17 protein-coding genes are annotated in these 26045 nt (G+C 45.5%); 6 read left to right on the top strand and 11 right to left on the bottom strand.

The window, feature by feature from the left end; all coding sequences use genetic code 11:
- Window positions 1-90: 90 nt before the first annotated feature.
- Entirely contained in the window at window positions 91-1419 is a 1329-nt protein-coding gene (gene xylA / locus LDX50_RS13965; RefSeq protein WP_225697917.1) for a xylose isomerase, read from the bottom strand.
- A complete protein-coding gene (locus LDX50_RS13970) occupies window positions 1416-2912 on the bottom strand; it encodes a xylulokinase (protein WP_225697918.1) in 1497 nt (498 codons plus the stop codon). Before LDX50_RS13970 ends, xylA begins: the two co-directional genes overlap by 4 nt.
- 89 nt (window positions 2913-3001) lie before the next feature.
- On the opposite strand from LDX50_RS13970, the gene LDX50_RS13975 reads away from it, so the two are divergent.
- Complete coding sequence (locus LDX50_RS13975; protein ID WP_225697919.1) at window positions 3002-3685, top strand: NUDIX hydrolase; 684 nt, start codon at window positions 3002-3004, stop codon at window positions 3683-3685.
- Window positions 3686-3711: 26 nt separating this feature from the next.
- Here LDX50_RS13975 and LDX50_RS13980 read toward each other — a convergent pair whose 3' ends face one another.
- The 5 genes from LDX50_RS13980 to LDX50_RS14000 all read right to left on the bottom strand — a co-directional run bounded on the left by LDX50_RS13980 (window position 3712) and on the right by LDX50_RS14000 (window position 10050).
- Window positions 3712-5523, bottom strand: coding sequence for a sodium:solute symporter family protein (locus tag LDX50_RS13980; protein WP_225697920.1), 1812 nt, complete (start codon window positions 5521-5523; stop codon window positions 3712-3714).
- Window positions 5524-5605: 82 nt separating this feature from the next.
- Entirely contained in the window at window positions 5606-6649 is a 1044-nt protein-coding gene (locus LDX50_RS13985; protein ID WP_225697921.1) for a UDP-glucose--hexose-1-phosphate uridylyltransferase, read from the bottom strand.
- Between the two features lie 3 nt (window positions 6650-6652).
- Window positions 6653-7801, bottom strand: a complete 1149-nt coding sequence (gene galK, locus LDX50_RS13990) for a galactokinase (protein ID WP_225697922.1) — start codon at window positions 7799-7801, stop codon at window positions 6653-6655.
- 306 nt (window positions 7802-8107) lie between these two features.
- Entirely contained in the window at window positions 8108-8791 is a 684-nt protein-coding gene (locus tag LDX50_RS13995) for a response regulator transcription factor (RefSeq protein WP_225697923.1), read from the bottom strand.
- Window positions 8788-10050 carry a sensor histidine kinase gene (locus LDX50_RS14000; protein ID WP_225697924.1) on the bottom strand — a complete coding sequence of 421 codons (1263 nt, stop codon included), beginning with the start codon at window positions 10048-10050 and terminating at the stop codon, window positions 8788-8790. The genes LDX50_RS13995 and LDX50_RS14000 overlap by 4 nt, the downstream gene beginning before the upstream one ends.
- 134 nt (window positions 10051-10184) lie before the next feature.
- On the opposite strand from LDX50_RS14000, the gene LDX50_RS14005 reads away from it, so the two are divergent.
- From LDX50_RS14005 to LDX50_RS14025, 5 genes are all read left to right on the top strand, one after another.
- Window positions 10185-11291, top strand: coding sequence for a transporter family protein (locus LDX50_RS14005; protein ID WP_225697925.1), 1107 nt, complete (start codon window positions 10185-10187; stop codon window positions 11289-11291).
- Window positions 11292-11441: 150 nt separating this feature from the next.
- Complete coding sequence (locus tag LDX50_RS14010) at window positions 11442-12227, top strand: hypothetical protein (protein ID WP_225697926.1); 786 nt, start codon at window positions 11442-11444, stop codon at window positions 12225-12227.
- An 8-nt stretch (window positions 12228-12235) separates the two neighbouring features.
- Window positions 12236-14431: a DUF6851 domain-containing protein gene (locus tag LDX50_RS14015; RefSeq protein ID WP_225697927.1), complete on the top strand. Its 2196-nt coding sequence runs from the start codon at window positions 12236-12238 to the stop codon at window positions 14429-14431.
- A gap of 27 nt (window positions 14432-14458) precedes the next feature.
- Window positions 14459-16390 carry a BamA/TamA family outer membrane protein gene (locus LDX50_RS14020; RefSeq protein WP_225697928.1) on the top strand — a complete coding sequence of 644 codons (1932 nt, stop codon included), beginning with the start codon at window positions 14459-14461 and terminating at the stop codon, window positions 16388-16390.
- 55 nt (window positions 16391-16445) lie between these two features.
- Complete coding sequence (locus LDX50_RS14025) at window positions 16446-17030, top strand: 1-acyl-sn-glycerol-3-phosphate acyltransferase (RefSeq protein WP_225697929.1); 585 nt, start codon at window positions 16446-16448, stop codon at window positions 17028-17030.
- 2 nt (window positions 17031-17032) lie between these two features.
- On the opposite strand, the gene LDX50_RS14030 is transcribed toward LDX50_RS14025, so the two are convergent.
- From LDX50_RS14030 to LDX50_RS14045, 4 genes are all read right to left on the bottom strand, one after another.
- A complete protein-coding gene (locus LDX50_RS14030; RefSeq protein ID WP_225697930.1) occupies window positions 17033-19480 on the bottom strand; it encodes an ABC transporter permease in 2448 nt (815 codons plus the stop codon).
- A gap of 130 nt (window positions 19481-19610) precedes the next feature.
- Window positions 19611-21800 (bottom strand): xanthine dehydrogenase family protein molybdopterin-binding subunit, encoded by a 2190-nt coding sequence (locus LDX50_RS14035; RefSeq protein WP_225697931.1) that lies wholly within the window; start codon window positions 21798-21800, stop codon window positions 19611-19613.
- A 32-nt stretch (window positions 21801-21832) separates the two neighbouring features.
- Window positions 21833-22288: a (2Fe-2S)-binding protein gene (locus LDX50_RS14040; RefSeq protein ID WP_225697932.1), complete on the bottom strand. Its 456-nt coding sequence runs from the start codon at window positions 22286-22288 to the stop codon at window positions 21833-21835.
- A gap of 125 nt (window positions 22289-22413) precedes the next feature.
- The gene (locus LDX50_RS14045; RefSeq protein WP_225697933.1) at window positions 22414-26010 is read right to left on the bottom strand and encodes an FG-GAP-like repeat-containing protein; all 3597 of its coding nucleotides are present in this window, start codon (window positions 26008-26010) and stop codon (window positions 22414-22416) included.
- Window positions 26011-26045 lie beyond the last annotated feature (35 nt).

The following is a 26045-nucleotide window of genomic DNA, read 5'->3' on the forward strand; positions in this document are numbered from 1 at the left end:
TTGAGTATGGTTGAAGTTGCCCAAAACCTGTATCAAATGCCGTGACAATCATCATGGAAATACCTGATAATTGAGGTACGGTGAACTGACCTACATATATTGATTCAGAATGTTTTCGTAGCGCTCCTGCTGACCGCTGATTTTTGCGGGTTCTCCCATTTCCATTGCCAGATTCGCCAGCTGCTTCAGGTCGAGGTTTCCATTTTCAAAATCCTTTCCCGGACCGGAATCAAATGAAGCATACCGATTTTTAAGCATTGAAGGATAGGGTGATTCAGTCAGTATCCGGTTTGCAATGAGCAAAGCCCGTGCAAATGCATCCATTCCTCCGATATGCGCATGAAAGATATCTTCCAGATCGGTGGAATTTCGCCTGGTTTTTGCATCAAAATTAATTCCGCCGGTGGTGAACCCTCCGCTGGATAAAATAACCAGCATCGCTTCAACCAGCTCATATATATTCACCGGAAACTGATCGGTATCCCAGCCGTTCTGATAATCACCTCGGTTTGCATCAATGCTTCCAAGTACCCCTGCATCTGCCGCAACCTGTAACTCATGTTGGAAGGTATGGCTGGCCAGGGTCGCATGATTCACTTCAATATTAAGTTTGAAGTCATCCATCAGATTAAATTCCTGCAAAAATGCGATCACGGTTGCCGCATCAAAATCATACTGATGCTTGGTGGGCTCCATGGGTTTTGGCTCAATCAGGAAGGTTCCTTTAAATCCCTGTGATCGTCCGTAATCCCTTGCCTTGGTAAAGAAAGTGGCGATATGCTCCTTTTCCCGTTTCATATCTGTGTTCAGCAGGCTCATATATCCTTCACGTCCACCCCAGAATACATAATTCTCGCCACCCAGCCTGATGGTAGCATCTATTGCATTACGTACCTGGAAGGCGGCGTGTGTAACAACCTGAAAATCCGGATTGCTCGCCGCACCGTTCATGTATCGCGGATGACCGAAAAGATTCGCCGTTCCCCACAACAATCGTATACCGGATTCCTTCTGCTTCTCTGCAGCATAGGCAGTGATCTTATCGAGACGATCTTCTGACTCCTTCAGTGTAGAAGCCTCATCCACCAGGTCATAATCATGGAAACAGTAAAAGGGAATGCCAATTTTAGAAATGAATTCGAAAGCAGCATCCATTTTCTGGCGCGCAATCACATTGGCATCGCTTCCCACATTCCAGGGAAAGTCTTTTGTAGGCGCTCCGAAGGGATCCCCTCCCGTACCACAGAAGGTATGCCAGTAAGCCACAGCAAATCGCAAATGCTCCTCGAGCGTTTTGCCTGCCACAACCTGTGATGGATTATAATACTTAAATGCGAAGGGGTTATCTGAATCTTTGCCTTCAAACTGGATCTTACCGATACCTTTGAAGTACTCTTTGTCTCCTGTTACAATATTCATAGTGTTTTTATTAGTTTTTCAATAAGTATTTTCTTCCAGGCCTGATATAAATTCAGGTATTCAGACCTGCCTGCATCACTCGGTAAATAAGTTTTTTTCAGTTTTAGAGGTATGTCCTGCATCGAAGGATAATATTTCAATCCGACACCTGCAGCCAACGCTGCACCACGCGCCCCATCAGTATCGTACAACTCCACACGACAATTGGTGAGGTCGGTAAACAGCTGGCAAAATATCGGGCTCTTGAACATATTGGCATCTGCAACTCGAATGACAGATGGCTTGCTTCCGAGTGACTCCAAGACCTCAAAACCGTAGTACATTGCGAAACAAACACCCTCCTGAACTGCCCTGAAAATATGCGCATTTGAATGTCGGTTAAAATTAATTCCCAGCAGAGCCGCATCCATCTTTCTATTTGATAGCATCCGCTCTGCCCCATTACCAAATGGAAAGAATTGGAGTCCGTCGGATCCGGGATTAATTTCTCCCGCCATCTGATTGAGTTCGTCGTAGGGTTTGCCAGAATCTGCACTGATGCGCCTGATCCAGTTGTAGGCGATCCCGGTTCCGTTTACACACAATAAGATTCCATATTTTTTGCCTGCCTGGGATGGGTGTAAAAATGTATTTACCCTTGAAAGCTTGTCACCTGAAGGAATATCTGTAACCGCGTAAATAACCCCGGAAGTACCGGCTGTCGCAGCTACCTGGCCTGCCTCGGAGACTTTTAATGAAAGCGCGTTGTTGGGCTGATCACCTGCACGATATCCGATGGGAACACCGGCCTGCATGCCGAGTTCTTTTGCTGCACTTTCTCCCATGCGTCCCTGAAGACCAAATTCCGGAACCAGGTCCGGCACAAGCCCGCGTTTTACCCCCAGAACATCCAGCACAGGTCCTGATATTTGCCAGGATTCAAAGTCCCAGAATATGCCCTCCGATAAACCTGTGGATGTGGTGGAATATTCGCCAGTAAGACGGTACGCAATGTAATCTCCCGGAAGCATGAAACGATGTACACGATCAAAAATTTCCGGTTCATTTTCGATGACCCACTTAAGCTTTGATGCAGTGAAATTACCTGGCACATTGAGCAAAGTGTCGAAGCAATAGGATTCCTCCAATTGTTCTGTGAGCTGATCTCCGGCGTCTACTGCCCGGCTGTCACACCAGATAATGGCCGGACGAAGAACCCTGCCCTCTTTATCCAGCAGAACCAGGCCATGCATCTGATATGAAATACCAATGCCTTCAATACGGTCTGCACTGCCCGGATGCCCCGCGGTAACTCTCCTGATAGCCCGAACCGTATTCTGCCACCACATCTCAGGGTCCTGTTCAGCCCAATCCGATGATGGTGAATGAATCGGCATCTCTTCAGAAGGCTCGAAACAGGAGGCGACTGCACTCCCTGTTGCCAAATCGACAAGGGATGCCTTTACTGATGAGCTCCCCAGGTCAATGCCAAGAAGGTATTTTTGATCACTCATTTTTTTTCTTTAGGAAAATTCTATAACTTATGGTCATATTGACTACAAGTTAAGTATTATTTGTGAATCTTAAAAAGAAATCTTCAAAAATGTCTGATCATGCGATTATCGGAACTGTATCCATTGATTGTGTGATTTTCGGATTCAGGGATGATCAATTACAGCTGTTGCTGGTGAAACATGCCGATGGGATTGGCAAAGGTAACTGGGGGCTTCCGGGAGGCTGGATTTGGGAATCGGAAGGCCTGGATGATGCGGCATACCGAATATTGAAGGAACTTACAGGCATACGGGAGATTTTCCTCGAACAGCTGGGTGCCTTCGGAGATGTAGACCGCTATCCTGCCAGGCGCGTAATCACCGTCGCATATTTCGCATTGGTTAACCCGCAGGAATATGAGCTCATACCCGGATTTACCGCTGCGGAAGCGAGTTGGTTTCCGATAGATCAATTACCCGGTGTGCTGTATGATCATAGCAAGATCATCAATGCCGCCAAGGAACATCTCCGGCAGAAAGTACGACATGAACCGATCGGTTTCAACCTTCTTCCCGAAGAGTTTACCCTCCTGGATATACAAAAACTCTACGAGGCGCTGCTTCAGACACAATTAGACAAATCCAATTTCAGGCGGAAGATCAAACGGATGAATCTACTTGTAAAGTCAGAAAAAAAACAGTCGGACGTACCCCACAGGGCCGCCCAACTATATTCTTTTGACAGGACCATCTATGAAAACCACCGCAAGAACGGGTTCAGCTTCATGCTGTAGCATGCAGGTCCTATTTCTGTACTACTCTATTTTGAAAGTCGCAGCGTTCTCAATATTCTAAAGAGGAAGACCGTCGACACAGCCGCAACTACTCCAAGAATTCCGGCTCTGGAAAAATCACTGTAGATGATGCCTCCAATACAGAAAAGACTCGAATAGATGGCGATACATCCCAGGAAGACCAACAGGATCTGCTTGGGCATTTCCCATGCTTTACCTTCTTCTGCCTGATTGATTTCGATACCTTCTGCTTTAGCCTCCTCGATTACACGCTTCCAGCCCGGTCCGCCAGGATGGGTAAGTCGGTAGAAAGTCCGAAGGGTTTCTTTGTTTTCAGGTTGAGAAGAGAGCGTGGTGAGCAGCCAGGTGATGGTAACGACTCCGACAGTGATCAGCAGCTTGATCGTAAACGGATCCAGCAGCTGCCCTTCAAAAGCCGAATCTTCCACGACCAGCACCATGATCACGGCCATCAGTGTGGCAACTACCATCGCAACAATTTCTGTAAGTGCGTTTATCCTCCACCAGAACCACCGAAGGATATAGATCAGGCCGGTACCTGCGCCTGAAAGCAGCAGAATATCAAATGCCTGGGTCGCATCTTCCAGGAAGGTAAGCGAGAATGTCGCCGAGATAATCATCAGCACAACAGTTGAAATCCTTCCCATCCGTACCATTTGCTTTTCAGTGGCTTCCGGATTGACAAATCTTTTATAAAAATCATTCACCACATAGCTGGAACCCCAGTTAAGGTGAGTCCCAATCGTTGACATGTAGGCAGCAATTAAAGAAGCCACCACCAGTCCGAGCCATCCCGGCCCGAGTCTTGTTAACATAGCGGGATAGGCTACGTCATTTCCCAGGTATTGGTCAGTGATATTTGGAAATTCAGCCTTAATGGATGCCAGATCAGGAAATATGATCAGTGAAGCCAGCGCCACGATAATCCATGGCCAGGGTCTTAAGGCATAATGCGCGAAATTAAATAGTAGTGTGGCTCCGATGGCATTCTTTTCGTCCTTAGCCGACAACATCCGCTGGGCGATATAGCCACCTCCGCCTGGTTCTGCACCCGGATACCAAACTGCCCACCACTGAACGGCGATTGGAATGATCAATAATGGTATATACACCGAAGCATCTGAAAAGTCAGGCATAATATCGAGTTTTCCGGCAACATTCGGGTGATTGAACAGTGCTTCAAGACTGCCGATCTCCGGCTGTTCAATCGCCACGACGGCGGCCATCACCGCACCCAGCATAGCCATTCCATACTGAAAGAAATCAGCCCAGATCACTCCTTTAATTCCTCCCAGGGCCGCATAAAGGACAACCACAATGGAGGCTCCGACAACCACGGTTACAGGCGTTAAACCCAGCATAACCCCTCCTATCTTAATGGCAGCCAGCGTGACCGAGCCCATAATAAGGCAGTTGAATAATATTCCCAGGTAAAGGGATCTGAAACCTCTCAGAAACGAAGCAAGTTTCCCTCCATAGCGTATTTCATAGAATTCCAGGTCGGTCATCACATTCGATCTCCGCCAGAGACGGGCATAGATAAATACCGTGACCATCCCGGTGATCAGGAACGCCCACCATGCCCAGTTCTTAACTACACCATCTTCACGAACCATACCCGTCACAAGGTTAGGTGTATCAGCCGAAAACGTACAGGCAACCATCGAAATACCCAGCAACCACCATGGCATGCCCCTGCCTCCCAGAAAGAATTCACTCGTACTTTTTCCGGCGCTTCGCGAAGCAACCCATCCGATTCCCAATACGATTGTGAAAAATATTCCTACAATTACCCAGTCGATCGTTGATAATGCCATATGTGAATATTAAGATGAAACTCGCCCAATATATAAATATTTAATCTTATTTAAACCGGCCGCTTTACAAGTGGTTGTTTATTTATACAGACTTTGTTTTAAAATGAACAGTGGATTGCTCCCGTAATACCTGTGCGGCATACTCAGCTGTGATATCCCGCTGGGGATTTGCGAACATTTCATAGCCCACCATGAACTTCCTGACCGTTGCGGAACGTAAAAGTGGCGGATAAAATGAAAAGTGAAAATGCCATCCGTCGGTGCCTGCAGTACGAACAGGAGCATTCATCATTCCTGCGGAATAGGGAAAAGACGTCTGGAATAAATTATCAAAGCGCACAGTGGTTTCCTGGAGGATTGAGGCAAATGCGTCTCCTTCCGCCTCATCCATATCCGTGATCCGGGCAAAGTGCCTGTGGGGAATAATCATTACCTCGTACGGCCAGACAGCCCAAAAAGGAACCAGCGCCGTAAAATGTTCATTCCTGGTTATGATCCGGTCTTCCTTCTCCCATTCGGTATGAAGATAATCCGAAAGCATGGAGCGCCCCTTCTCCTTATAATAGTGCGCCTGGGTAAAAATTCTTTTTTCAATTTCAACGGGCACCGAAGATTCCGCCCATATTTGACCGTGCGGATGTGGATTACTGCATCCCAGCATTTCACCTTTATTCTCGAAGATCTGAATATTTCGTATGCCAGGAATAGCTGCAAGCTGTTTATATTCAGTCATCCATGCCGTTACGATCTTCCTGATCTCATTTACCGACATATCCGCCAACGTTTTACTATGGTCCGGCGAAAAACAGATAACCCGGCATATTCCCGGGTTGCCGGTGGCTTCTAAAAGTCCGTCCGACCAATGCTCCTCCGATCCACCGTTAAGGAGAGCAGGAAAGTCATTATCAAAAATAAAGGTGCCGGAATAATCGGGATTGATCTCTCCGTTGTTCCGGGTGTTTCGGGGACATAAATAACAGGTGCTGTCATAGGCCACAGGGCCCTGGGCAGCAATTGTTTCGGTTCGTCCTTGCCACGGGCGTTTCATGCGCTGCGGTGATACCAATACCCACTCGTTAGTCAGGGGATTTTTTCTGCGGTGGGGTTCTTCAAAGAGTTGGCTCATAATTTACAATTCACGGGTGCCATCTGTTGTCTCTGCGGTTATAAAAGTGGGCGTTTTACCAAATTTCTTAACATATTCAGAAATTACAAGGTCGCTAAAGGCATTCACATCTTCATTCTTAATAATATTGATCGTACATCCGCCAAAACCACCTCCCATCTGCCGTGCACCTAAAACTTTGCCACTTGAATGAGCCAGTTCAACCAGGAAATCAGTTTCATCACATGTGACTTCATAGTTTACCTTCATATCATCATGTGCTTCATACATTTGCTGTCCGACATCCGGCAGATCTCCGGCCTGCAGGTAATCTACAACACGCAGCACTCGGTTATTTTCACGGATCACATACGCGCACCGCCTGTAAACCACAGGATCCATATTTCCTTTGGTCCGTTCAAGCATTTCCAGAGAAACTTCCCTCAAAGAAGTAACATGTGGAAATTCCCTACGAACTATGTCCACACCGTTCCTGCACTGCTTCCTTCGTTCATTGTAGGCTGAATCAGCCAGCTCATGAGCCACATTTGAATTACACAAAAGCAAGCAGTATTCCCGTAATTGAAGAGGAACCTCGCGGTGCGTTTCATTCATGCAATCGATAAGAAGAACATGGTCCTTTTTCCCGAAAACGGATGCATACTGATCCATGATGCCACAGTCAAGCCCAACGAAGGAACGTTCCGCATTCAGGGCCATCCGGGCCATTGTGAGCGGTGCTAATTGTACCTGGTAAAGATTGGAAAGTGCCATCAGTCCGGCACATTCAAGGGCTGCAGACGAAGACAATCCAGCCCCCTGCGGAATATCCCCTGAAATCACCATACTAAAACCACGATCAATGGTAAATTTCTGCATAAATTCATGCAGAACGCCCAGGATATAATCCTGCCATCCGCCCACAGAAGCGAATTCACCAAGGCGGAACTGATATGTCTTGTCCAGATCGAGCGCAACGAGTGTACACTCATCTCCTTCAGAAAATCCCGCACAAATATAAACGGATTGATGTATCGCAGCCGGTAATACAAATCCGTTGTTGTAATCGGTGTGTTCACCGATCAGATTGATACGTCCTGGTGCACTTACGACAATTGAAGAATCGCCAAACCTGGACCTGTATTCCTCTGCAATTCGATCTGAGATATTCAAGGGAGTTTTTTATATTGGATTAAAACCAATATTGCCAAGTTTCCTGAAATAAAGCAAGCGGAAGACTATGCAGGTTATAAAACGAAATAATTTAAAAAACATTTCGGGATTCAGGCAATATGAATTATTATTGTATTTAGATTTAGTCTAAATAAAATGAACGATACATTTTTCCCTGAAGATACTTCCCTTGAAGGTTTTTTTTCCCGTGAGAACCTGATGTGTTCCTCTGAGTGTGAGATGAAAAAGTGTTGTAAGAAATTCAAGAAAAAGGGGCGCTACTGCAAGAAATGTCCAAGAAAATAATCACTCCTGAGGCTTCAGGATAAACCCTTTCCCGTGAATGTTTTCAATATGGATATTTGCAGGCTTTAGTTTTTTTCGAAGACGGGAAATGAAGACATCCATACTGCGTCTGTTGAAAAAATCATTTTCCCCCCAAATTGACCGTAATATATCTTCGGTTAGTACCAGGTCTCCGGGGGATTTAAAAAACAATTCAAGAAGCTGGACTTCACGGCCCGTGAGCTTTACGGTTTCATTGCCCATCATCAATTCCTGCCGTGCTATGTTCAGAGATACACCCCTGAATTCAATCTGATCTGCCGCTTTTCCTGAAACCCTTTCATACCGCTTTAATACCGCGTGTATTCTGGCCACAAGCTCCTCCTCATCGACCGGCTTTACAATATAATCATCTGCACCCTGGTTAAAACCTTTTAAAACATCCACCTTCAGCGATCGTGCCGTCAGAAAAATCAACGGGATTGCGGGCTTTGCAGCACGTATCCTTTTTGCCAGTTCAAAACCATCCATTACCGGCAAGGTAACATCCAAAATTGCCAGATGAACCGGGTTCATACGAATACAGGCAATCGCCTCATCCGGGTGACTTACCCATTTCACACTAAAATCCTTTAATTTCAGGTATTCAGATAACATATACCCGACATCCTTATCATCTTCTACCAGTATAATGTGATAATTCATCTGGATTTTGGAATATGAATGGTAAATAAACTTCCTCTGCCTGGCGTGCTCTCAATGCTGATGCTCCCTCCCATCATAGAAACGACCTGTTTTACGTAGCTCAGACCAATCCCAAATCCCGGAACTCCATTTCGGGCCCGAAAAAACTTTTTAAATATATCATCGCGCAATTCAGGATCAATTCCTTCACCATAATCCCGAATTGAAATCCGGACCATTGAATCTGCGGCTTCACAGCCAATTTCAATCCTGTCGTTACTAAATTTGATGGCATTCTCAAGCAAATTAATCACGGCATTCTTCAAATGGTATGAATCTGCCAGGACCTCGCAATCGCATTCACTTTGTACTATAAACTCTCTTTCCGGATTTAACTCCTGAATGTTTTTTACCGATTCCCCGACGAGCTTTGCTGTTTCTATGGTTTCCAGCTTCAACACCTTGTTTGAATTTTCAAGAGAGGCCAACTCAAGAATTTTTTCGACATTCATCTTCACAAATTCTATCTTGGTACGCGCAGTTTGGATATAAGGCATCAGATCCGGACCTGATTTCTGCTCAAGTATCTTCAACGAGAGACTGGACGCAAAAACCGGGGTTTTGATTTCGTGCGTCAGGTGATTGATGAAATCGTTCTTTACCTCATTCAAAAATCGTTGTTCCCTTACTATACGAATGAGTAAGACAAAACCAGCCGTGAGTAGCACCAGAAATATTATTGCCGGAATAACATACCACCAAACGTTATTCCAGAATTGCCGGTTGTAATCAACGATCCGGATATTCAGATATGGGGCACACCGGCAGTCTGAGGCGATAATACCCTCAATAGGTATCTTATAATTTCCTTCTTCCTGAAACCCCTGTTCAAATTGTTCAGAAGAAAAGTAAATATCTCCATTGATTCGATCCTTCACTGCGAATTCAAACGTTGAGGAGATCCCCGCCCTTGTCAGCCTGTCAGTAAGATACATTCTGTAAAACTGAGATCCTGCAGACTTCAGGGAATCCAACCCAATAGGAAATGTAACCGTGTCCTGCCGTATGATGGCCGACAATAAATTACTGAAAGGCGTTCTGTTGTAAATTTCATCACCCGTGAGTGCCAGGGTTTCCGCTATACGCTGATCATATTTTTCTTTAGACACAGTGAGATTGCTGCGTAGCATTAAATACTGGATGAAACCCAGTCCGACCAACGAAAGGATGATCACCAACATGATGATATAGCTTTTTTCCCGTGTAATTCTGTACGGCATAACAGAAAAGTAAGAATTATTTCACGAGTTATTCAAGGTATTAACATTTCATTAAGAAACATTAACCTATCATTCACCCTTCGCCTTCAGAATTCTCTTCAACTTGGTCTAATAATCGTAATCCATAACGTTCCATGCGTCTCAGGTTATTCCTTCTTATACTTTCACTCGTGCTCATCTCTGCCCAATCATGGTCTCAGGGGTGCGTGGCAATACGACATTTTTCAACCTGCAGTCCTACATATGGACAATCAAATCCGTCTACCCGCGGTGACTTTCAGACAGGCCTTAATTACAGATACTTCAAATCATTCCGGCATTTCAGAGGTACGGAAGAAGAACCTGACAGGGTAACGAATAATACAGAGGTGATCAATCATTCACATTCGTTTGATTATTTCCTCTCCTATGGCATCACAGATCGCTGGCAGGTGGCTGTAACCATTCCGCTTGTTCTGAACTCAAGATCTTCTTTATATGAACATGGCCGATCGGAACGCTACAGTACCTTTTCCAGGGGTATGGGTGATGTAACCATCAATACAAATTACTGGCTTATTGATCCGTTCATTAACAGCAGTTTTAATCTTCAGGCCGGATTTGGGGTTAAATTACCTACCGGAAGTTACAATGCTTCGGATATCTTCTATAATGTCGGTCCGAACGGTTCTCCCGAAACCCGACCTGTCGATCAAAGTATTCAGCCCGGTGACGGTGGGTTCGGTTTAATATTGCAGGGTCAGGGCTATTACGTTCTGAATACCAGGGCTAGCATCTATGCTGCGGGATTTTACCTTTTCAATCCGAGAAACACCAATGGTATCCGTACTTTCCGGGAAACACTCAGTCCGCTGCTTGAAAATGAAGCAATCATGTCTGTTACCGATCAGTTTTCTGTACAGGCAGGATTATCGTTCGTGGCAGGAACACATATGAGCCTCCAGGCCGGGGTTCGATATGAGGGCATTCCTGTAAGCGATGTAATCGGCAAGAGTGAAGGTTTCCGAAGACCCGGTAATGTCCTGTCGGTAGAACCTGGCATTAATTATACAGTCGGAAACTGGAATTTAATGCTTTCTGTACCAGTGGCGGTACGCCGCGAACGTCCGCAAAGCCTTACCGATAAAGAAATTGAAGATGAAACGGGAAATCCGAGGAATGGTGATGCTGCTTTTGCCGATTACCTGATCAATGTGGGGGTCAGTTTACGGATTCCCGGAAAAAGAATAACAGATATTTAAAATAGCTTTCTTCATAAGGAGGAGCCCGAAAGGGTTCCTTTTTTTTTGCCCAAAACTAATCGTAATACCAGCACATATTTCATTCGCCCATGGAATTTAGTAATTTTGAAAATTAGACGTGGAAGTAAGTGATAGAAAAGTAACCCGGTCATGAAAGGTATTTGTACAATTGGATTCGTCGCCTTACTGTTATTCACGCGTTGTGGTGGCGATGGTGACGATGTACAGGTGAACTGTGCTGATACCGGCTTAAAAATCCAGGTTACAGCGGTTGATTACACCGATTGCGGTATACCAACCGGAAGAATTCGGGTTGTTGGAAGTGGTGGATCTGAACCATATTCATTCAGTATTAATTCTGGAGAATCCAATACCACCGGAGTCTTTGAAAATCTGAATACAGATTATTACACCATTATCGTGCGCGATAAAAACGGATGTACGGCTGAAGTTGAGACTTTTGTTGGAAGCAATGAAGGCATCCGTGCTGTTGCATTCACAACGGCTTCGGGGTGTAATGAGACCAATGGAAGTATTATCGTCACTGCAAGAAACGGCAAGGAACCGTACAAATACCAACTTGGAGAAAACAGCAACTACCAGGATTCCCCCGAATTTTATGATCTCGCCAGTGGCTCATACAGTATCTGGGTAGGCGATGCAAATGATTGCTTCATCGGTATTTATGTAGATCTTTTGAGTGGCATATCCTTCGCCAATGACATAAATGATATTACCAGTGCATCCTGTGCATCTTCCGGTTGCCATGACGGTTCGGTTAATCCGAATCTCTCAACGCTGCAGGGCATACAGGATAATTCACAGGCAGTTCTCGCCAGCATCCTGGATAAATCGATGCCGCCGGATGTTCCCTTAACTCCCGATGAGATTTTCCAAATAGAGTGCTGGATTAAGGATGGGGCACCTGATAACTAATTAATTCAATGATCAGATCATTAATTCTAACAATATTATTTTTAGTATCCTTCGCCTTTGAGAATAATGCACAGGTACAACATTCCATAGCACGTCAATGGAATGAGGTTCTGCTGGATGCAATCCGGAATGACTTCGCACGCCCAACCGTACACGCCAGAAATTTATTCCATGTGTCTGCCGCTATGTATGATGCCTGGACGGTTTATTCCGACGAGCCGGCGCCCTGGCTTCTTGGGAATACACGTGGTAATTTCACTTCTGTTTATTCGGGAATCCCCGTATCCACAGATATTGAAAACGATCGGGAAATGGCTATCAGTTATGCTGTTTACAGGTTAATTCTGCACAGATTCGAATTCTCACCCGGGTCTATCAAAATCCGTAATGAAGCATTCTCACTCATGATGGATTTGGGTTATGATCCGAATGTCACGGGCACCGACTACAGGTCGGGCGACCCGGCACAGGTGGGTAATTATATAGCTTCGCAATATATAGCATTCGGCTTGACGGATGGTTCAAATGAACAGCTTGACTACATAAATCAATACTACTCACCTGTTAATCCACCACTTGTCCCAACACGCAGCGGAAATCCGCAAATTATTGATCCCAACCGTTGGCAGCCACTTTTCCTGGATAATTTTATCGACCAATCCGGAAATCCGATCCCTGTAGGACAAATTAGTTTCCTCAGCCCGGAATGGGGTAATGTAACACCCTTTGCCATGGGAACTTCGGACAGGAAGTTCAATGAGCGTGATGGCGACACCTATTGGACCTATATGGATCCCGGGCCTCCGCCTTTCATTCAGGAAGATGGTGAAGGAACCAGCGAACAATACCAATGGGGGTTTTCGCTTGTAGCCATCTGGTCGGCTCATTTAACGCCCAATGATGGGGTAATGTGGGATATATCTCCGCGGTCCCTGGGTAATGTCACGCAACTCCCGTCGTCCGCGGAAGAAATGCAGGCATATTACGACCTGATTAATGGAGGCGACCCGGGCACCGGATATGCAGTGAATCCTTATACCGGTGCTCCTTATGAGCCTCAGATGGTTAAGCGTGGAGATTATACACGTGTTCTTGCTGAATTCTGGGCCGATGGACCGGATTCTGAAACACCCCCTGGTCACTGGTTCACGATTCTTAATTATGTCAATGATCAGCCAGAACTGGTGAAGCGTTTCAAGGGCGAAGGACCTTTGCTTGATGACCTGGAATGGGATATAAAAACCTATTTCACCCTTGGTGGCGCCATGCATGATTGTGCCATTGCCGCGTGGGGTGTAAAAGGCTGGTATGATTACATCCGTCCGGTTTCCGCTATCCGGTATATGGCAGATAAAGGCCAATCAACTGATCCCGGTGACCTCAGTTACCATCCCGCAGGAATTCCATTGCTCGAAGGTTACATCGAACTTGTTCGGGAAGGTGATCCGCTGGCTGGTCCGCAAGGAAATAATATCGGTAAAATCAAGTTGATGGCGTGGAAGGGGCCAGATTATATTCCAAATCCTGAGGTTGATTACGCAGATGTGGACTGGATTCTGGCTGAAAACTGGTGGCCTTACCAACGGCCTACATTTGTTACCCCGCCTTTTGCGGGTTATGTTTCAGGCCATTCAACATATTCAAGGGCTGCAGCCGAAGTGCTCACCATGATTACAGGGGATCCGTATTTCCCTCGTGGGATGGGTGAATTTATTGCCAGAAAAAATGAATTCCTTGTTTTCGAAGAAGGACCCAGTGAAGATGTCATTCTTCAATGGGCAACCTACAGGGATGCATCCGATCAAACCAGTCTTTCCAGAATATGGGGAGGAATTCATCCACCTGCGGATGATATTCCAGGGCGGAAAATGGGAATTAAAATAGGTTTGCTTGCATTTCAAACCGCAGAAAAGATTTTCAATAATGCCGTCATTACATCATTGGACGAACCTTTTTCCGCAACCGCTGAAATATTCCCAAATCCGGTAAAGGAAGGAAGCCCGGTTAGAATTCAGCCTGACCCCTCCGGCGACATATCCGAAATAAAAGTAATGGATTTACAAGGCAAAATCCATCGGGAATTAACGTTCCCCAGCCCCGTTTCTTCCTTAACGATTGAGGGATTTTTATCATCGGGATTGTATATCTTACAAGTCAGTAATAGTCGGGGTGAAATATCATCTTTCAGACTGATAGTAAAATAATACGGACGGTATCCGAAATAAGAATAAATGAAGTGCAGGCTGATTCTGTTCCTACTGATGTGGGCACTTGCTCTTATTCCTGTCTTTTCCTACGGACAGGCAGATACGATCAGACTACCCATGAATAAGATCCTGGTCCTTCCGGACTCAGTGTATATTCCGGACAGGGATACGGTTTTCATAGTTCCAGAAGGTTTCAAATACAGGATCAAGCCTAACCCCTACTTTAAAAGTCAGAATTTTTACGAAAAACTGAGAAATAACAAGGAGAAAAGTGCCCTGTCCCGTGAATTATACGACCTGGTCATCAGGGATACCACCTACAATGTACTTGATAAGACGAAACCTGTGCGCGCGGAGGCCTATTTCAGGGACTTCCGCGGAATGAGAATTAATTCGATTCGTCATTATCCTGTGCAGCTCATAACAGGTAGTGTAACCGATACCTTAAGGGAATCCTCGAATTCATTTATTGACAAGCTCGATGAATCCCATATAGATACCCGAACCCGCCTGGTGCGAAACAATGTCCTTTTCACGGAAGGAGACCTGCTGGACCCCTTCCGAATGGCCGATTCAGAACGAATTCTCCGATTATTTGAATACATCAATGACGCCCGGATATATGTACTCCCCTCTATCGATAATGAAGGTAGTGTTGATGTTATTATCGTTACCCAGGACCGGTTTCCATGGGGACTGGATCTGGATATTTCGAGTTTATCAAAATTTGAAATAGGACTTTCGCAACGAAACATACTGGGAACGGGAAATGAACTCTCGGCAGGATTCATTCGCAACAAAAATGACGAGCCACAAAATGGCTACGTTGTTCAATACGTTTCTGCTCCATACAAGAATACATTTACAAATTTGACATTAACGGCAGAAAACAGCTACATCCGTGAATATTACTCAGTAAAAGCAGAAAAGAACAACATCAGCCCTGTCATAAAATATGCGGGCTCCCTGGAGCTGGCGACGCTGTCGAGGGATTTTAATTTTGCGATCGAAGATTCGACTTATGAAAATTATTTAAGTCTGAATTATGCCGATATATTTTTGGGACGGGCATTTCAGACTTTTAGTGATGACCGTAAGACAGTCAATATTGCATTGCGGAATGTTTACGTAGATTTTAGTGATCGACCCACGGTGGAAAGTGACAGCAATACAATTTTTTATAATCGGAATACATTAATTGGAACATTTGACATACGAAAAACCAATTTCATCAAAACTACCAATGTGGTAAGCATTGGAATCACAGAAGATCTGCCGGTTGGATACTATATCGGAGCATCCCTGGGAGGGAATTTTGATGAATTCAAAAACCAGGTGTATACAGGCATGCGATGGCAGTGGAGCAATTATCTGAAGTTTGGATATATATATTTGAGAAGTGAACTGGGGACTTTCTTCAACTCCAAAGAATTTTCTGACGGCATGTGGGTCAATGAATTCGCCTACATGACCCAATTGTTTAAATTACGACGGTCCACATTCAGGTCGTTTGCCAGATTTAACTATATAAGGGGCATCAATCTTTCCCTTCCGGTTTCCGCCCGTCTCAGGGATTACATCCGTGGTCTTAAAGGCTATTACACCCAGGGAAATGAGGCAATTGCTTTAAATTTTGAGTCCGTATGGTTCACCCCCTGGTACTGGTATGGCTTCCGGTTTGCTCCGTTCTTCACTTTGGATATTGGCTATGTAAGTGAAGACAGGGTTTCCACTTCCTATAAAGAACTTTATCCGGCCCTGGGCACTGGTTTCAGGATTACCAATCCGGGCCTTTTTCTGAGTTCATTCGAAATAGGAGTGAAATATTTCACGAATACCCCGCCCGATGGTAATACCATTTACTTCAACCTGTCAGTCTCTCAGCGACTGCGGTTCAATTATAATACAACTGTAAAGCCAGATGTGCTACCATACCGAGCCTATAAATTTTTATGATATTCATTTTGAAATCCTGATAAATAGATTCTTCTTTCGGAATACCTCTTAACCAATGGTAAAAGCATTCTTTCGATTCCTGTTTAAAATTAAAGGATGGAAGCTGGCCCCGGGCATCCCTAAGGACGCACATAATTGCATTATGCTAGCAGCCCCACATACCTCCAACTGGGATTTTATTTATGCAATAGCCGCACTTGATATGCTTGGAATCAAGGTTAGATTCACAATTAAAAAAGAATTCAACCGGTTTCCGTTGGGTCCGATGATCTCCTCTATGGGTGCCCTCTGGATCGATCGCTCACCACGAAAAGCGGGAGAAGAACGCCCCAGCATGACAGAGGTTATGGCTGATTTTTTTAACCATGAAGAAAACCTGCCACTCGCCGTCCTTGTCACCGCAGAAGGAACACGTTCAAGAGTGACCAAATGGAAAACAGGATTTTATCATACAGCATTGAAAGCAGGTGTACCTCTCTGCCTGTCCTATCTTGACTACAGGGATAAAATAGCCGGCATCGGCCTCTGCTTTATGCCAACAGGCAATATTGAAGAAGACATGAGGATCATAATGGATTTTTATGCCGATAAATCACCCCGCCATCCGGAAAAATTCACGCTCGACCATCGCTACAGGTAACTTTATTCTGATCTGAGCGCTTCAATCGGATTATCCCTGAGAACCCGTGCCGATTGAAATACAAGGATCATGAAGGCCACGCCAAACAGTATGAGCCCTCCACCCAGGTAGGTAAATCCATCAATGGGAATCTTAAACTCAAAGTTGTCCAGCCAGGAGCTTACAAAATAATAGGTCAGCGGAATTGACAGTAATGTGGCGATAATAACCAGCAACAAATAGGACTTACTGAGTTCGATAACCATATTTCCGATCCCCGCTCCAAGCACCTTGCGTATACCTATTTCCTTTCTGCGGGCATTCATTGTCAAAACAGCCAATCCAAACAGCCCGAGTGAGCCGATCAATACAGAAATAATCGTTGCTGTAACTATAATAGTATTCAGATTACCTTCCCGCTCATACTGGGCCTGGATTGTATCATCCAGAAAAGTCAGATTTATTGGGTCTTCCGGAAAAAGCTCATTCCACGTTTCCCTGATGTCGGCTAATCCATCCGCAGTCTGTCCGGCACGAAGCCTCACCATTAATCTTGGTGCAACGGATGAGTGAATGCTCAGGCCATGGATCCCCTCAAGCAAAATCTGCGGGTTAATCACCAGGGCCAGCGGCCCTACCTTATTGTGAAGAGAAGCAAAATTAAAATCCTTAACAACGCCAATGATTTCATGATCCTGAAATTCTTCATGTGGAATTCTCTTACCCACAGGGTCCGTTAGATTGAACTCCTTCACAAAAGCCTCGTTCACGATTACAGATCGTCGTTCATCAGCCTGATCCTCCTCCCGAAAATTCCTGCCCGCTACCATTTCCATCTCAAGTGTCTCGATGAAAGATGGATCCACAACATTAAAAAAGAATCTGTGCATGCTTTCCTGCGCGTCTACATAGCTGCCTTCCATCCATGTGCCTTCCTCGAAATTCTGACAGCTAATTCCGACGCTTTCAACGGTGGATAGTCCTTTGAATGTACGCTGACCTCTTTTAGCCTTATCCCACCCCTTGCTGATCACATCCATGAAACCACGTGTATCGTTAACGGTTATTGGTAGAACAACAACTTGCTCACGATTGAATCCAAGGTTTTTTGACTGCAGATAATTCAGCTGATTCTTCATGAAAAGAACCGTCGTGATGAGAAATACTGACAGGATCAATTGAAGTGTTATAAGACCCTTTCGCACATTCTGGCGCCCCTGCCCAACCATTAAATTGCCTTTCAGAATATTAACAGGTTTAAATCCTGAAACAACCATAGCCGGATAAGCACCTGCTAAAATTCCAACCAAAATGGCAAGCCCTGTAAAAAGTAAAATTTCATCAATATTCAGATTGAATGACAGCTCCTTCCCTGAAAGCTGGTTAAAGAATGGCAGTGCAAAATAAGCGGCAATCAGTGCGATCGCCAAAGAAATCAAGCTAAGGATAATAGCCTCTCCCAGAAATTGAGAAACCAATTGGCTTCGATGCACACCCACTACTTTCTTCACTCCGATTTCACGTGCCCTTCCAAAGGATCTTCCGAGTGAAAGATTCATGAAATTAATACAAGCCATCACCAGTATCAGGAAACATATCGCAGATAAAATCAATGTATACTTGGGGTCACTAACAGGAGCGAGACCGCTGGGCATATCGGTATCCAGGTGCATATCGCCAATGGACTGTAATCCTATGGTGAAAGTCCGCCCTTCCAGATCATCTCCAATAGCCCGTTCCACCAAGGCGGGTAACTTGGCAGCAAGGCTTTCCATCTCAGCCTCCGATTGAAGCAGTACATACGTCTCCGAGGCTACAAAATTCCATGAATTCATCATCTCCTCCGGCATAATATCTTTCGCATGACTGGTATTCAGTAAGAAATTGAAATGAAATGAGGAGTTGGACGGCGCATCCTCGACTACCGCGGAGACAATAAACTCTTTTTTACCCGGACCGATGACGATCGCTAACGAATTTCCGGCCACCTCCACTTTTCCAAAAATTTTGAGAGCCATGGATTTTGTGATCACAAGATCACCAGGCTCATCCAGCGCCCCTTTTGCGGTGCCCGAAATCACTTTAAAATCAAACATCGAAAGGAAGGATGAGTCAACCATATGAAGTGACTCCTCAAATGTATCGCCGCCTTCTTCAACCTGACTGTTAAATTCAAACCAAATTGTTTTTGCCTCTGCTTCCGGGTAATTAGCCAGAATTTCATCACCCATGATGATAGGTACCATCGGGCTTTTATTCAAGGTCCCATCTATTCTTTCGGCTTCATAAAAAAGACGGAACAAGCGTTCCTTCTTACTATGAAACCGATCAAATGTGAGTTCATCCTTTACAAAGAAAATGATCAGGATCGCGCAGGCAATTCCCAGGGTAAGTCCGAGAATATTGATAAATGAATATAACCTGGTTCGGGAAAGGTTTCGAAGAGAAATCTTAATGATATGTTTGAGCATTGTTTTTTGAGTTTGACCTATCAATTATACAAAAATGGTTCCTGCTCTATAAATTTTTCCTGTTAAAAGATGTTAAACAAAAAAAGAGCCGCGATTGCAGCTCTTTTTAAATCTGTTTATCCAGGTTAGGCTAGCCCATTTTCATCGTATGACTTACAAACGGCTGATCATACAATCGCTCACCTGTGAGTCTGGCCATGGCATTTGCCAGTGCGCCCATAACTGGAGGCAGTGATGGTTCACCAAGGCCGGTAGGATCAATTCCATTATCTACGAAGAAAGTTTCAACCGCAAGCGGTGCTTCGTTATGACGGATGAGCCGGTAGCTATTAAAGTTATTGGACCTCGGTTCACCGTTCTGGAAGGTCATGGCGCTGTACATGGCATGACCGATACCATCAATGATACCTCCTTCCACCTGGTTTCTTGCGGCATCGGGATTCACAACAATTCCACAATCAACTGCACACCATACCTTTTTCACACGAGGCTGACCATTATCAAGCACAATATCCAGCACCTGGGCCACATAGGAATTATGACAGTAATATGCGGCAACACCCCTGTACACCCCGGGTGTTTCCTTACCCCATCCCGACTTCTCCCGAACAAGTTTCAGCACACCGGCATAACGTTCGGCGTCATAATCATTATTCTCTCCAACAGGATTGCTGATTGCACGATCGAAGAGTTCCAGTCGGAATGCAATCGGGTCTTTTCCTGCCGCTTCAGCGACCTCATCGAGAAAAGACTGCTCAGCGCCTGCCACAAAGTTTGATTGGGGCGCACGCCATGCACCCGTTGAAATATTTGATTCCAGGTTGAGGTTTTCACAAATATAATTGTCAACAGCACCAGCCGGATAACGGTTTGGAAAGAGCGGACCTCCCTGAACTCCTGCACCACGGGCATGAAATCCAATGAGATTATTATTCTCATCAAGAGCAGCCCTGTAGAGAATTTTGTAAGCAGGACGATAGGTGCCCTGTGTCATATCATCCTCACGGGTGTATAATAACTTCACAGGAGCCTGTAATTTATGCGAAATTACTGCCGCTTCAACACCGAAGTTTCCATACAGTCTGCGGCCAAAGCCACCTCCCTGACGGGTCATCATAATGGAAATATTATCTTCCGGAATATTGAGAATTGAAGAAACCGTTTTACTGAGGTATTCCGGCGTTTGTATCGGGCCAAGTAATTCAGCTTTACCATCCCGTACGTCCGCGAAGAAATTCATCGGCTCCATGGTATTGTGAGCAAGGAACGGAGCAGTATACGTACGTTCGATAACCTTGGCTGCACGTTTAAAGGCACCCTCCGGATCGCCGTCTTTTCTTTGGGGTTCGTCTGCCGGATTGGAAACTAATTTCGACAGTCCTTCTTCATGGCCTGAGGTATCTTCAGCAGGTGAGGTCCTCTCCCATTCAACTTCAACCGCTTTTTTGGCTTGCATCACCTGCCAGGTAGCATCCCCCGCAACAACCACCAATTCAGGGAAGGCATTTACGTCAGACCATTGGAACTCTGCACCTTCAGGACGGGCATTAATTGTAAATACATCCCTGATACCAGGCATAGCCTTTGCTTTTTCAGCATTCACAGATTTTATCTTCATTCCAAATGCAGGCGGATGTATGATCATCGCCATGAGCATACCCTCCTTGTAGGTATCAATACCATACAATGGCTGTCCTGTGACGATCTTTGGTGCGTCCACATTTTTACGCGAAGTCCCAATAATTTTGAAATCCTTTGGATCCTTCAGCTTAACATCCTCGGGAACCGTCAATGTTCCTGCCACCGACGCAACTTCACCATAGGACAACTCCTTCTCCCCGTGCATGAGTTTACCCTTTGATGTCTTGATCTCCGAAACGGGAACCTGCCACTTTTGAGCAGCTGCGTCCATAAGCATACGGCGGGCAGTAGCTCCTGCCATCCGCAAACTTTGCCATCCAAAACGTATTGACTGACTTCCTCCTGCGAGCTGCCGGGTGAATTTAGAGACATCCAGCCCAGCCTGTTCCACCACCACATCATCCCAGTCTACGTCGAGCTCCTCCGCAATAATCATCGGCATGGATGTCTTAACATTCTGTCCAATTTCCGGATTCGGAGAGAATATGGTTACAAGTCCGTTATCAGCTATTTTCAGATAAGCGTTAATGTCAAACCAATCCTTTGGCAATGATGCAACCTGTTCCGGGGTAGGCTTACAAGCCGTTAACCAGTTGAATGTAATCATCATACCTCCGCCTGCCATCGCCGACGCTTTCAGAAAGGTTCTTCTGTCCAGTTTATTTTTTTCTTTGATCATGATCAGGTTTGTTGAGTGAGAAGTATGAAAAATCAGGAATTGGAAGCGGTTTTAATGGCAGCTTTAATTCGGACGTAAGTACCACATCTGCAGATATTTCCCGCCATTGCCGCCTCAATCTCCGTGTCGGAGGGTGTCGGATTTCGTTCGAGTAGCGCGGCTGCATTCATGATCTGTCCGACCTGGCAGTATCCGCATTGCGGCACGTCATGTTCGAGCCATGCCTGTTGCAATGGATGGGATCCATCTTCAGACAGTCCCTCGATAGTCGTGATTTTCTTATCTCCCACAGCAGATATGGGAAGTGAGCAAGATCGAACAGCGGCTCCATCCAAATGAATGGTACATGCTCCGCATTGCGCAATTCCACAACCGAATTTTGTGCCCACCAACCTGAGATTGTCGCGCAATACCCATAGGATCGGAGTGGTTGGATCAGCCTCGACAGACTGACTCTTACCATTTACATTTAAGGTATAATTTGCCATAATGGAGAGATTTATTAGAAAAATTAAAAGATTGAGTTCTATTAAAGTTCATGACTTTTAGCCATAAAAGCAATATATACCCCGCCTATTTCAATAATGAAGGCTGTTCTGGCAGGCCAGGCTGATCACCTCACCAGGAGTCGATGTGTTTCAGAACCCCAACTGCCTGAAATCAATATCAGATATACCCCGGGAGAAATAACAGGAATATTCACCTTTACTTCATTTTCAGTGCCCAGAAATTCTTCAAAAATGTGCCGGCCCGTCAGATCCAGCAAAGTCATCTTCGAGTAACCGGAGGGTTTCCTGATACTCAGTTTCTTGTTTCCCTGCAAAGGATTGGGAAAGATAATTACTTCCGACGAGCCCTGTTCTTCCAATGAAGTAATAACCTCCCCGTTAAAGATACTATTGGCCAGGTCAACTGCCTGCTTTCCAATTTCTATTCCAATACGCCGGCCCGGAATATCATCCTCCGGAGGATGAATGCCGCCCCAAATCCTGGACATACTGCTTTGATCTGATGCATCCCGATACCGGGCCCATTGTAATTTGATATCCATACTCGGCCCCTCCTCAAATACAAGGAACTCATTCTTTCTGGCGATGTATTCCCCCAGACCACCTGGAAAATACTCACTGCCGGTTATAATACTCAGTACTTCAGCACCCGCGCTTGAAAAAGTTGAATGCCCTGAAATATACCCGGCAAAAGGAGGTGTTACAAACGTGGGGCGCTGATAGGAAAACCAATTCTCTGCGAGTATCCAGCCAACGCCTGCCTCATCAATCTCAGGGTTATCAATGAATTCATGTCCCCGCCACGTGTAGAGTTTAATCTTATGTACATTTTCACCATTCGTTCCCTGAAGCTCATCACCCGGGTATACGAGTTCTACAAAGCCCTCCAGCAAGGGTAATCCATGCGGATCATAGGACGGTAGATCCGGATCAGAAGACTGACCTTTTGCCGCCATATACCGAATGGCTGAGATGGGACGCACGTAATCGTAGTAGCCCTTGATAGACCAGGACGTGACCGCAGCATCGTGCATTGCGCCTCCCATGGCCATGTAGGCTTTTACATCCCATTCCAATGGATTCATAAAATGCCCCTCTCCAAGCCAGCGAGGCTCAAATTCGGGGTGGTCGGTCACATCATTCAGTAAGGTAAACCAATGTCCGGGCGGGGTTTCAGAATCAGGCCCGTCTGCCCAGAATTCTGCCAAAACCCGGCTAAAATCACCCCTCGGAACAATCTGTGGATCATAGGGATTTCCAGTGACGGGGTTTATTTCATAACCGGTCCCTGCATCCCCGCCATTAAAGTAATCATAAAAGTTGCTGTAACCGGATGGACTGGATGGATACGCCAGGTTATTCCCAAACGACGCAGGGGATATATCGATCATAACCCCATCATGCGGATCCAGGTGCGAACCCCAGATACTCACCATGGTATGTGTCCATTTATAGGGATCTGTAAGTCCGGGTTCATTCCCGATATATGCCGGTGCACCAGGATCATGGAATATGCGATATTCATGACCATCCCGGATCCTTTTAACAGCCGCAAGTGTATCCAGGGCAAAAGGAACCAGGTTACCCCATTCAGGTCCCAGAAACGGCGGCGTTGTACCATCTGCATTGCCACTTTGATCAATAAAATTTTCCAGCTGAAGCGGTTGCCACCGGTTAGCATTAAAAATAGTCGGATTGCCCGGATCGAAAGGGTTTAACGGATCATTTACAGGCTCGTAATAGGTATTTGAATAATTATTGGATTCATTCGAGCCATCGGTTTTACCAAAATTGATCACCTCTCTCCCAATATAATTTCCCAGGCCCGCAGCATCGCCATCAAGATACGCCGAACTGGTATAGTTCACGTCGTACCCCAACCTCTCCATCAGGGCTCTGAAATAAGCCCTTGAAACTCCACTTCCCGGAGAGTTTTGAAACCGGTAATCCAGAAGCCTGTACGCAGCATAACTAATCGCTTTTATCTGAGCATCCTCAGGCATCACTATACCTGCGAACTGACTTTTATAGGAACCCCGTTCCTTGCCCAACAGGTATGTATTCCCCCCGAAAGCGGCCCATGCATCGTACATGGCAACTGACAAATGAAATAAATTCCTGGCATGAACTGTAGGTCTTGCGAGATCATTGCGTATTGCAAAGAGCAAGGCCTCATTCCATTGCCGGGCAATGCTTTTAGAAGCATCGGGCAACGGCGGAAGTGCAACAAGAGGCAGGGATCCAAGGTCCGAGGACGTGATCAGGTTATTGTAGGTTCCGGAGGTGTATGGTAAAAGGCTTTCTGATTGGGACAAAATATACCTCTTATTCACCTGGTCCGGATAATGTCTGGAATTGGTACCGTCGGGCCAATTCACAATTATCGAATCAACTTTATCCGCCTGCCCAAGTCCGAAATATTGACGAAATCCATTCTGACTTGCCCAGCCGGTTCCTGCCCTTACCTGTGATACCTGGCTTTTACCATCAAAAAAGACGGAGATTCTGGCCCCAAGCGCAAATGCATTCACCGTTGAACCAACCAGATCCAGTTGAAGCCAGTTGTTTGCCGAAACCGTCTCATTTTGAAATATCCTTACCGCCTTGTCGGTCTCACCATTCACCAGGATGATGTCCTGCAGACCATCATTGTTCAAATCGGCAGTGGCCATACCATAGCCGGTCAGTTTATTTTCAAGAGGTGTGCCTTCTGCGATATCTTCAAACGTATTATCAGATTGATTAATGAATAAGCGGCTTATGTAGGAAGAAAATCCGTACGCATTGTGCACATAAATATCAATATCGGCATCATTGTCAGCATCGAATAGGCGAATTCCCCAGCTCATTCCGTAATCATTTGAACCAGATGCCATGGCTCTTTCATTATAATCGCCGGAATTACTTTCAAAAAGATAGTTGTCAAACAGGTTTGTTATGTAATAATCAGGCTTCCCGTCGCCATTGATATCCGCCTCATCTATTCCCATGGCCTGGCTTTCCGTTTTTAAGCCCCATTTTTCGGAAGCATCCGAGAAATTACCTGATCCGTCATTTTCAAAGATTTCCGTTGGCTCATAGGTGTCATAAACCAGGTAGATATCAAGATCTCCATCAAGATCATGGTCGACCAACACGCCTCCCATACCGGTATGAACCGTCGCTACGCCCCTGTCTTTCGCATCATCGATGAGCAGCCCATCACCGGCATTTAGCAGAAGTTCATGCGGATCGCGGAAATTCGCAGAGAAAATATCAACCCAGCCATCATGATTCAGATCCCCGGCCAATAGAGATTGTCTTCGCGCAATTCCAGGAGAAAATCCCTCGCGGAATGTTCCATCGGTATTATTAATGTATACATCAGAGGAAGTCCAGCTACTGGAAACAAGATCAAGCCAGCCGTCATTGTTCAGATCAGTCCAGACCGCTACTGATGCTTCCGTACCCCCCATTCCAGCGGAGGCGGTTACATCTGTAAAATTCCAGTTGCCATCATTACGGTAAAACCGGGATGGCCGTCCTGTAACAAAGAAGTCTTCATCGCCATCGTTATCAAAGTCAGCCACGGCAACTCCGCGGGCTCCATTAATTGAGAATAAACCCGGGTTTGATGTCTTTTCGGTATACAGAACCTGAGCGGGCAGGGTAATTATACGTGCAAACAAAAGCGAACAGACGATCGAAACTCTCAACCACATCCGGTAAAAATAAATAAAAGGTTATTCTGATAGTC

The organism is Fulvivirga sedimenti (genome assembly GCF_020328055.1).

Bases quoted from the DNA above. Each gene is read 5' to 3' on its own strand.
- LDX50_RS14010 (WP_225697926.1), top strand. From the start codon at position 11,442: ATGAAAGGTATTTGTACAATTGGATTCGTCGCCTTACTGTTATTCACG.
- LDX50_RS14000 (WP_225697924.1), bottom strand. From the start codon at position 10,050: ATGCCGTACAGAATTACACGGGAAAAAAGCTATATCATCATGTTGGTG.
- LDX50_RS14020 (WP_225697928.1), top strand. From the start codon at position 14,459: ATGAAGTGCAGGCTGATTCTGTTCCTACTGATGTGGGCACTTGCTCTT.
- xylA (WP_225697917.1), bottom strand. From the start codon at position 1,419: ATGAATATTGTAACAGGAGACAAAGAGTACTTCAAAGGTATCGGTAAG.
- LDX50_RS13975 (WP_225697919.1), top strand. From the start codon at position 3,002: ATGTCTGATCATGCGATTATCGGAACTGTATCCATTGATTGTGTGATT.
- LDX50_RS14030 (WP_225697930.1), bottom strand. From the start codon at position 19,480: ATGCTCAAACATATCATTAAGATTTCTCTTCGAAACCTTTCCCGAACC.
- LDX50_RS14025 (WP_225697929.1), top strand. From the start codon at position 16,446: ATGGTAAAAGCATTCTTTCGATTCCTGTTTAAAATTAAAGGATGGAAG.
- LDX50_RS13985 (WP_225697921.1), bottom strand. From the start codon at position 6,649: ATGAGCCAACTCTTTGAAGAACCCCACCGCAGAAAAAATCCCCTGACT.
- LDX50_RS14040 (WP_225697932.1), bottom strand. From the start codon at position 22,288: ATGGCAAATTATACCTTAAATGTAAATGGTAAGAGTCAGTCTGTCGAG.
- LDX50_RS14005 (WP_225697925.1), top strand. From the start codon at position 10,185: ATGCGTCTCAGGTTATTCCTTCTTATACTTTCACTCGTGCTCATCTCT.
- LDX50_RS14045 (WP_225697933.1), bottom strand. From the start codon at position 26,010: ATGTGGTTGAGAGTTTCGATCGTCTGTTCGCTTTTGTTTGCACGTATA.
- LDX50_RS14035 (WP_225697931.1), bottom strand. From the start codon at position 21,800: ATGATCAAAGAAAAAAATAAACTGGACAGAAGAACCTTTCTGAAAGCG.
- LDX50_RS14015 (WP_225697927.1), top strand. From the start codon at position 12,236: ATGATCAGATCATTAATTCTAACAATATTATTTTTAGTATCCTTCGCC.
- LDX50_RS13970 (WP_225697918.1), bottom strand. From the start codon at position 2,912: ATGAGTGATCAAAAATACCTTCTTGGCATTGACCTGGGGAGCTCATCA.
- LDX50_RS13980 (WP_225697920.1), bottom strand. From the start codon at position 5,523: ATGGCATTATCAACGATCGACTGGGTAATTGTAGGAATATTTTTCACA.
- LDX50_RS13995 (WP_225697923.1), bottom strand. From the start codon at position 8,791: ATGAATTATCACATTATACTGGTAGAAGATGATAAGGATGTCGGGTAT.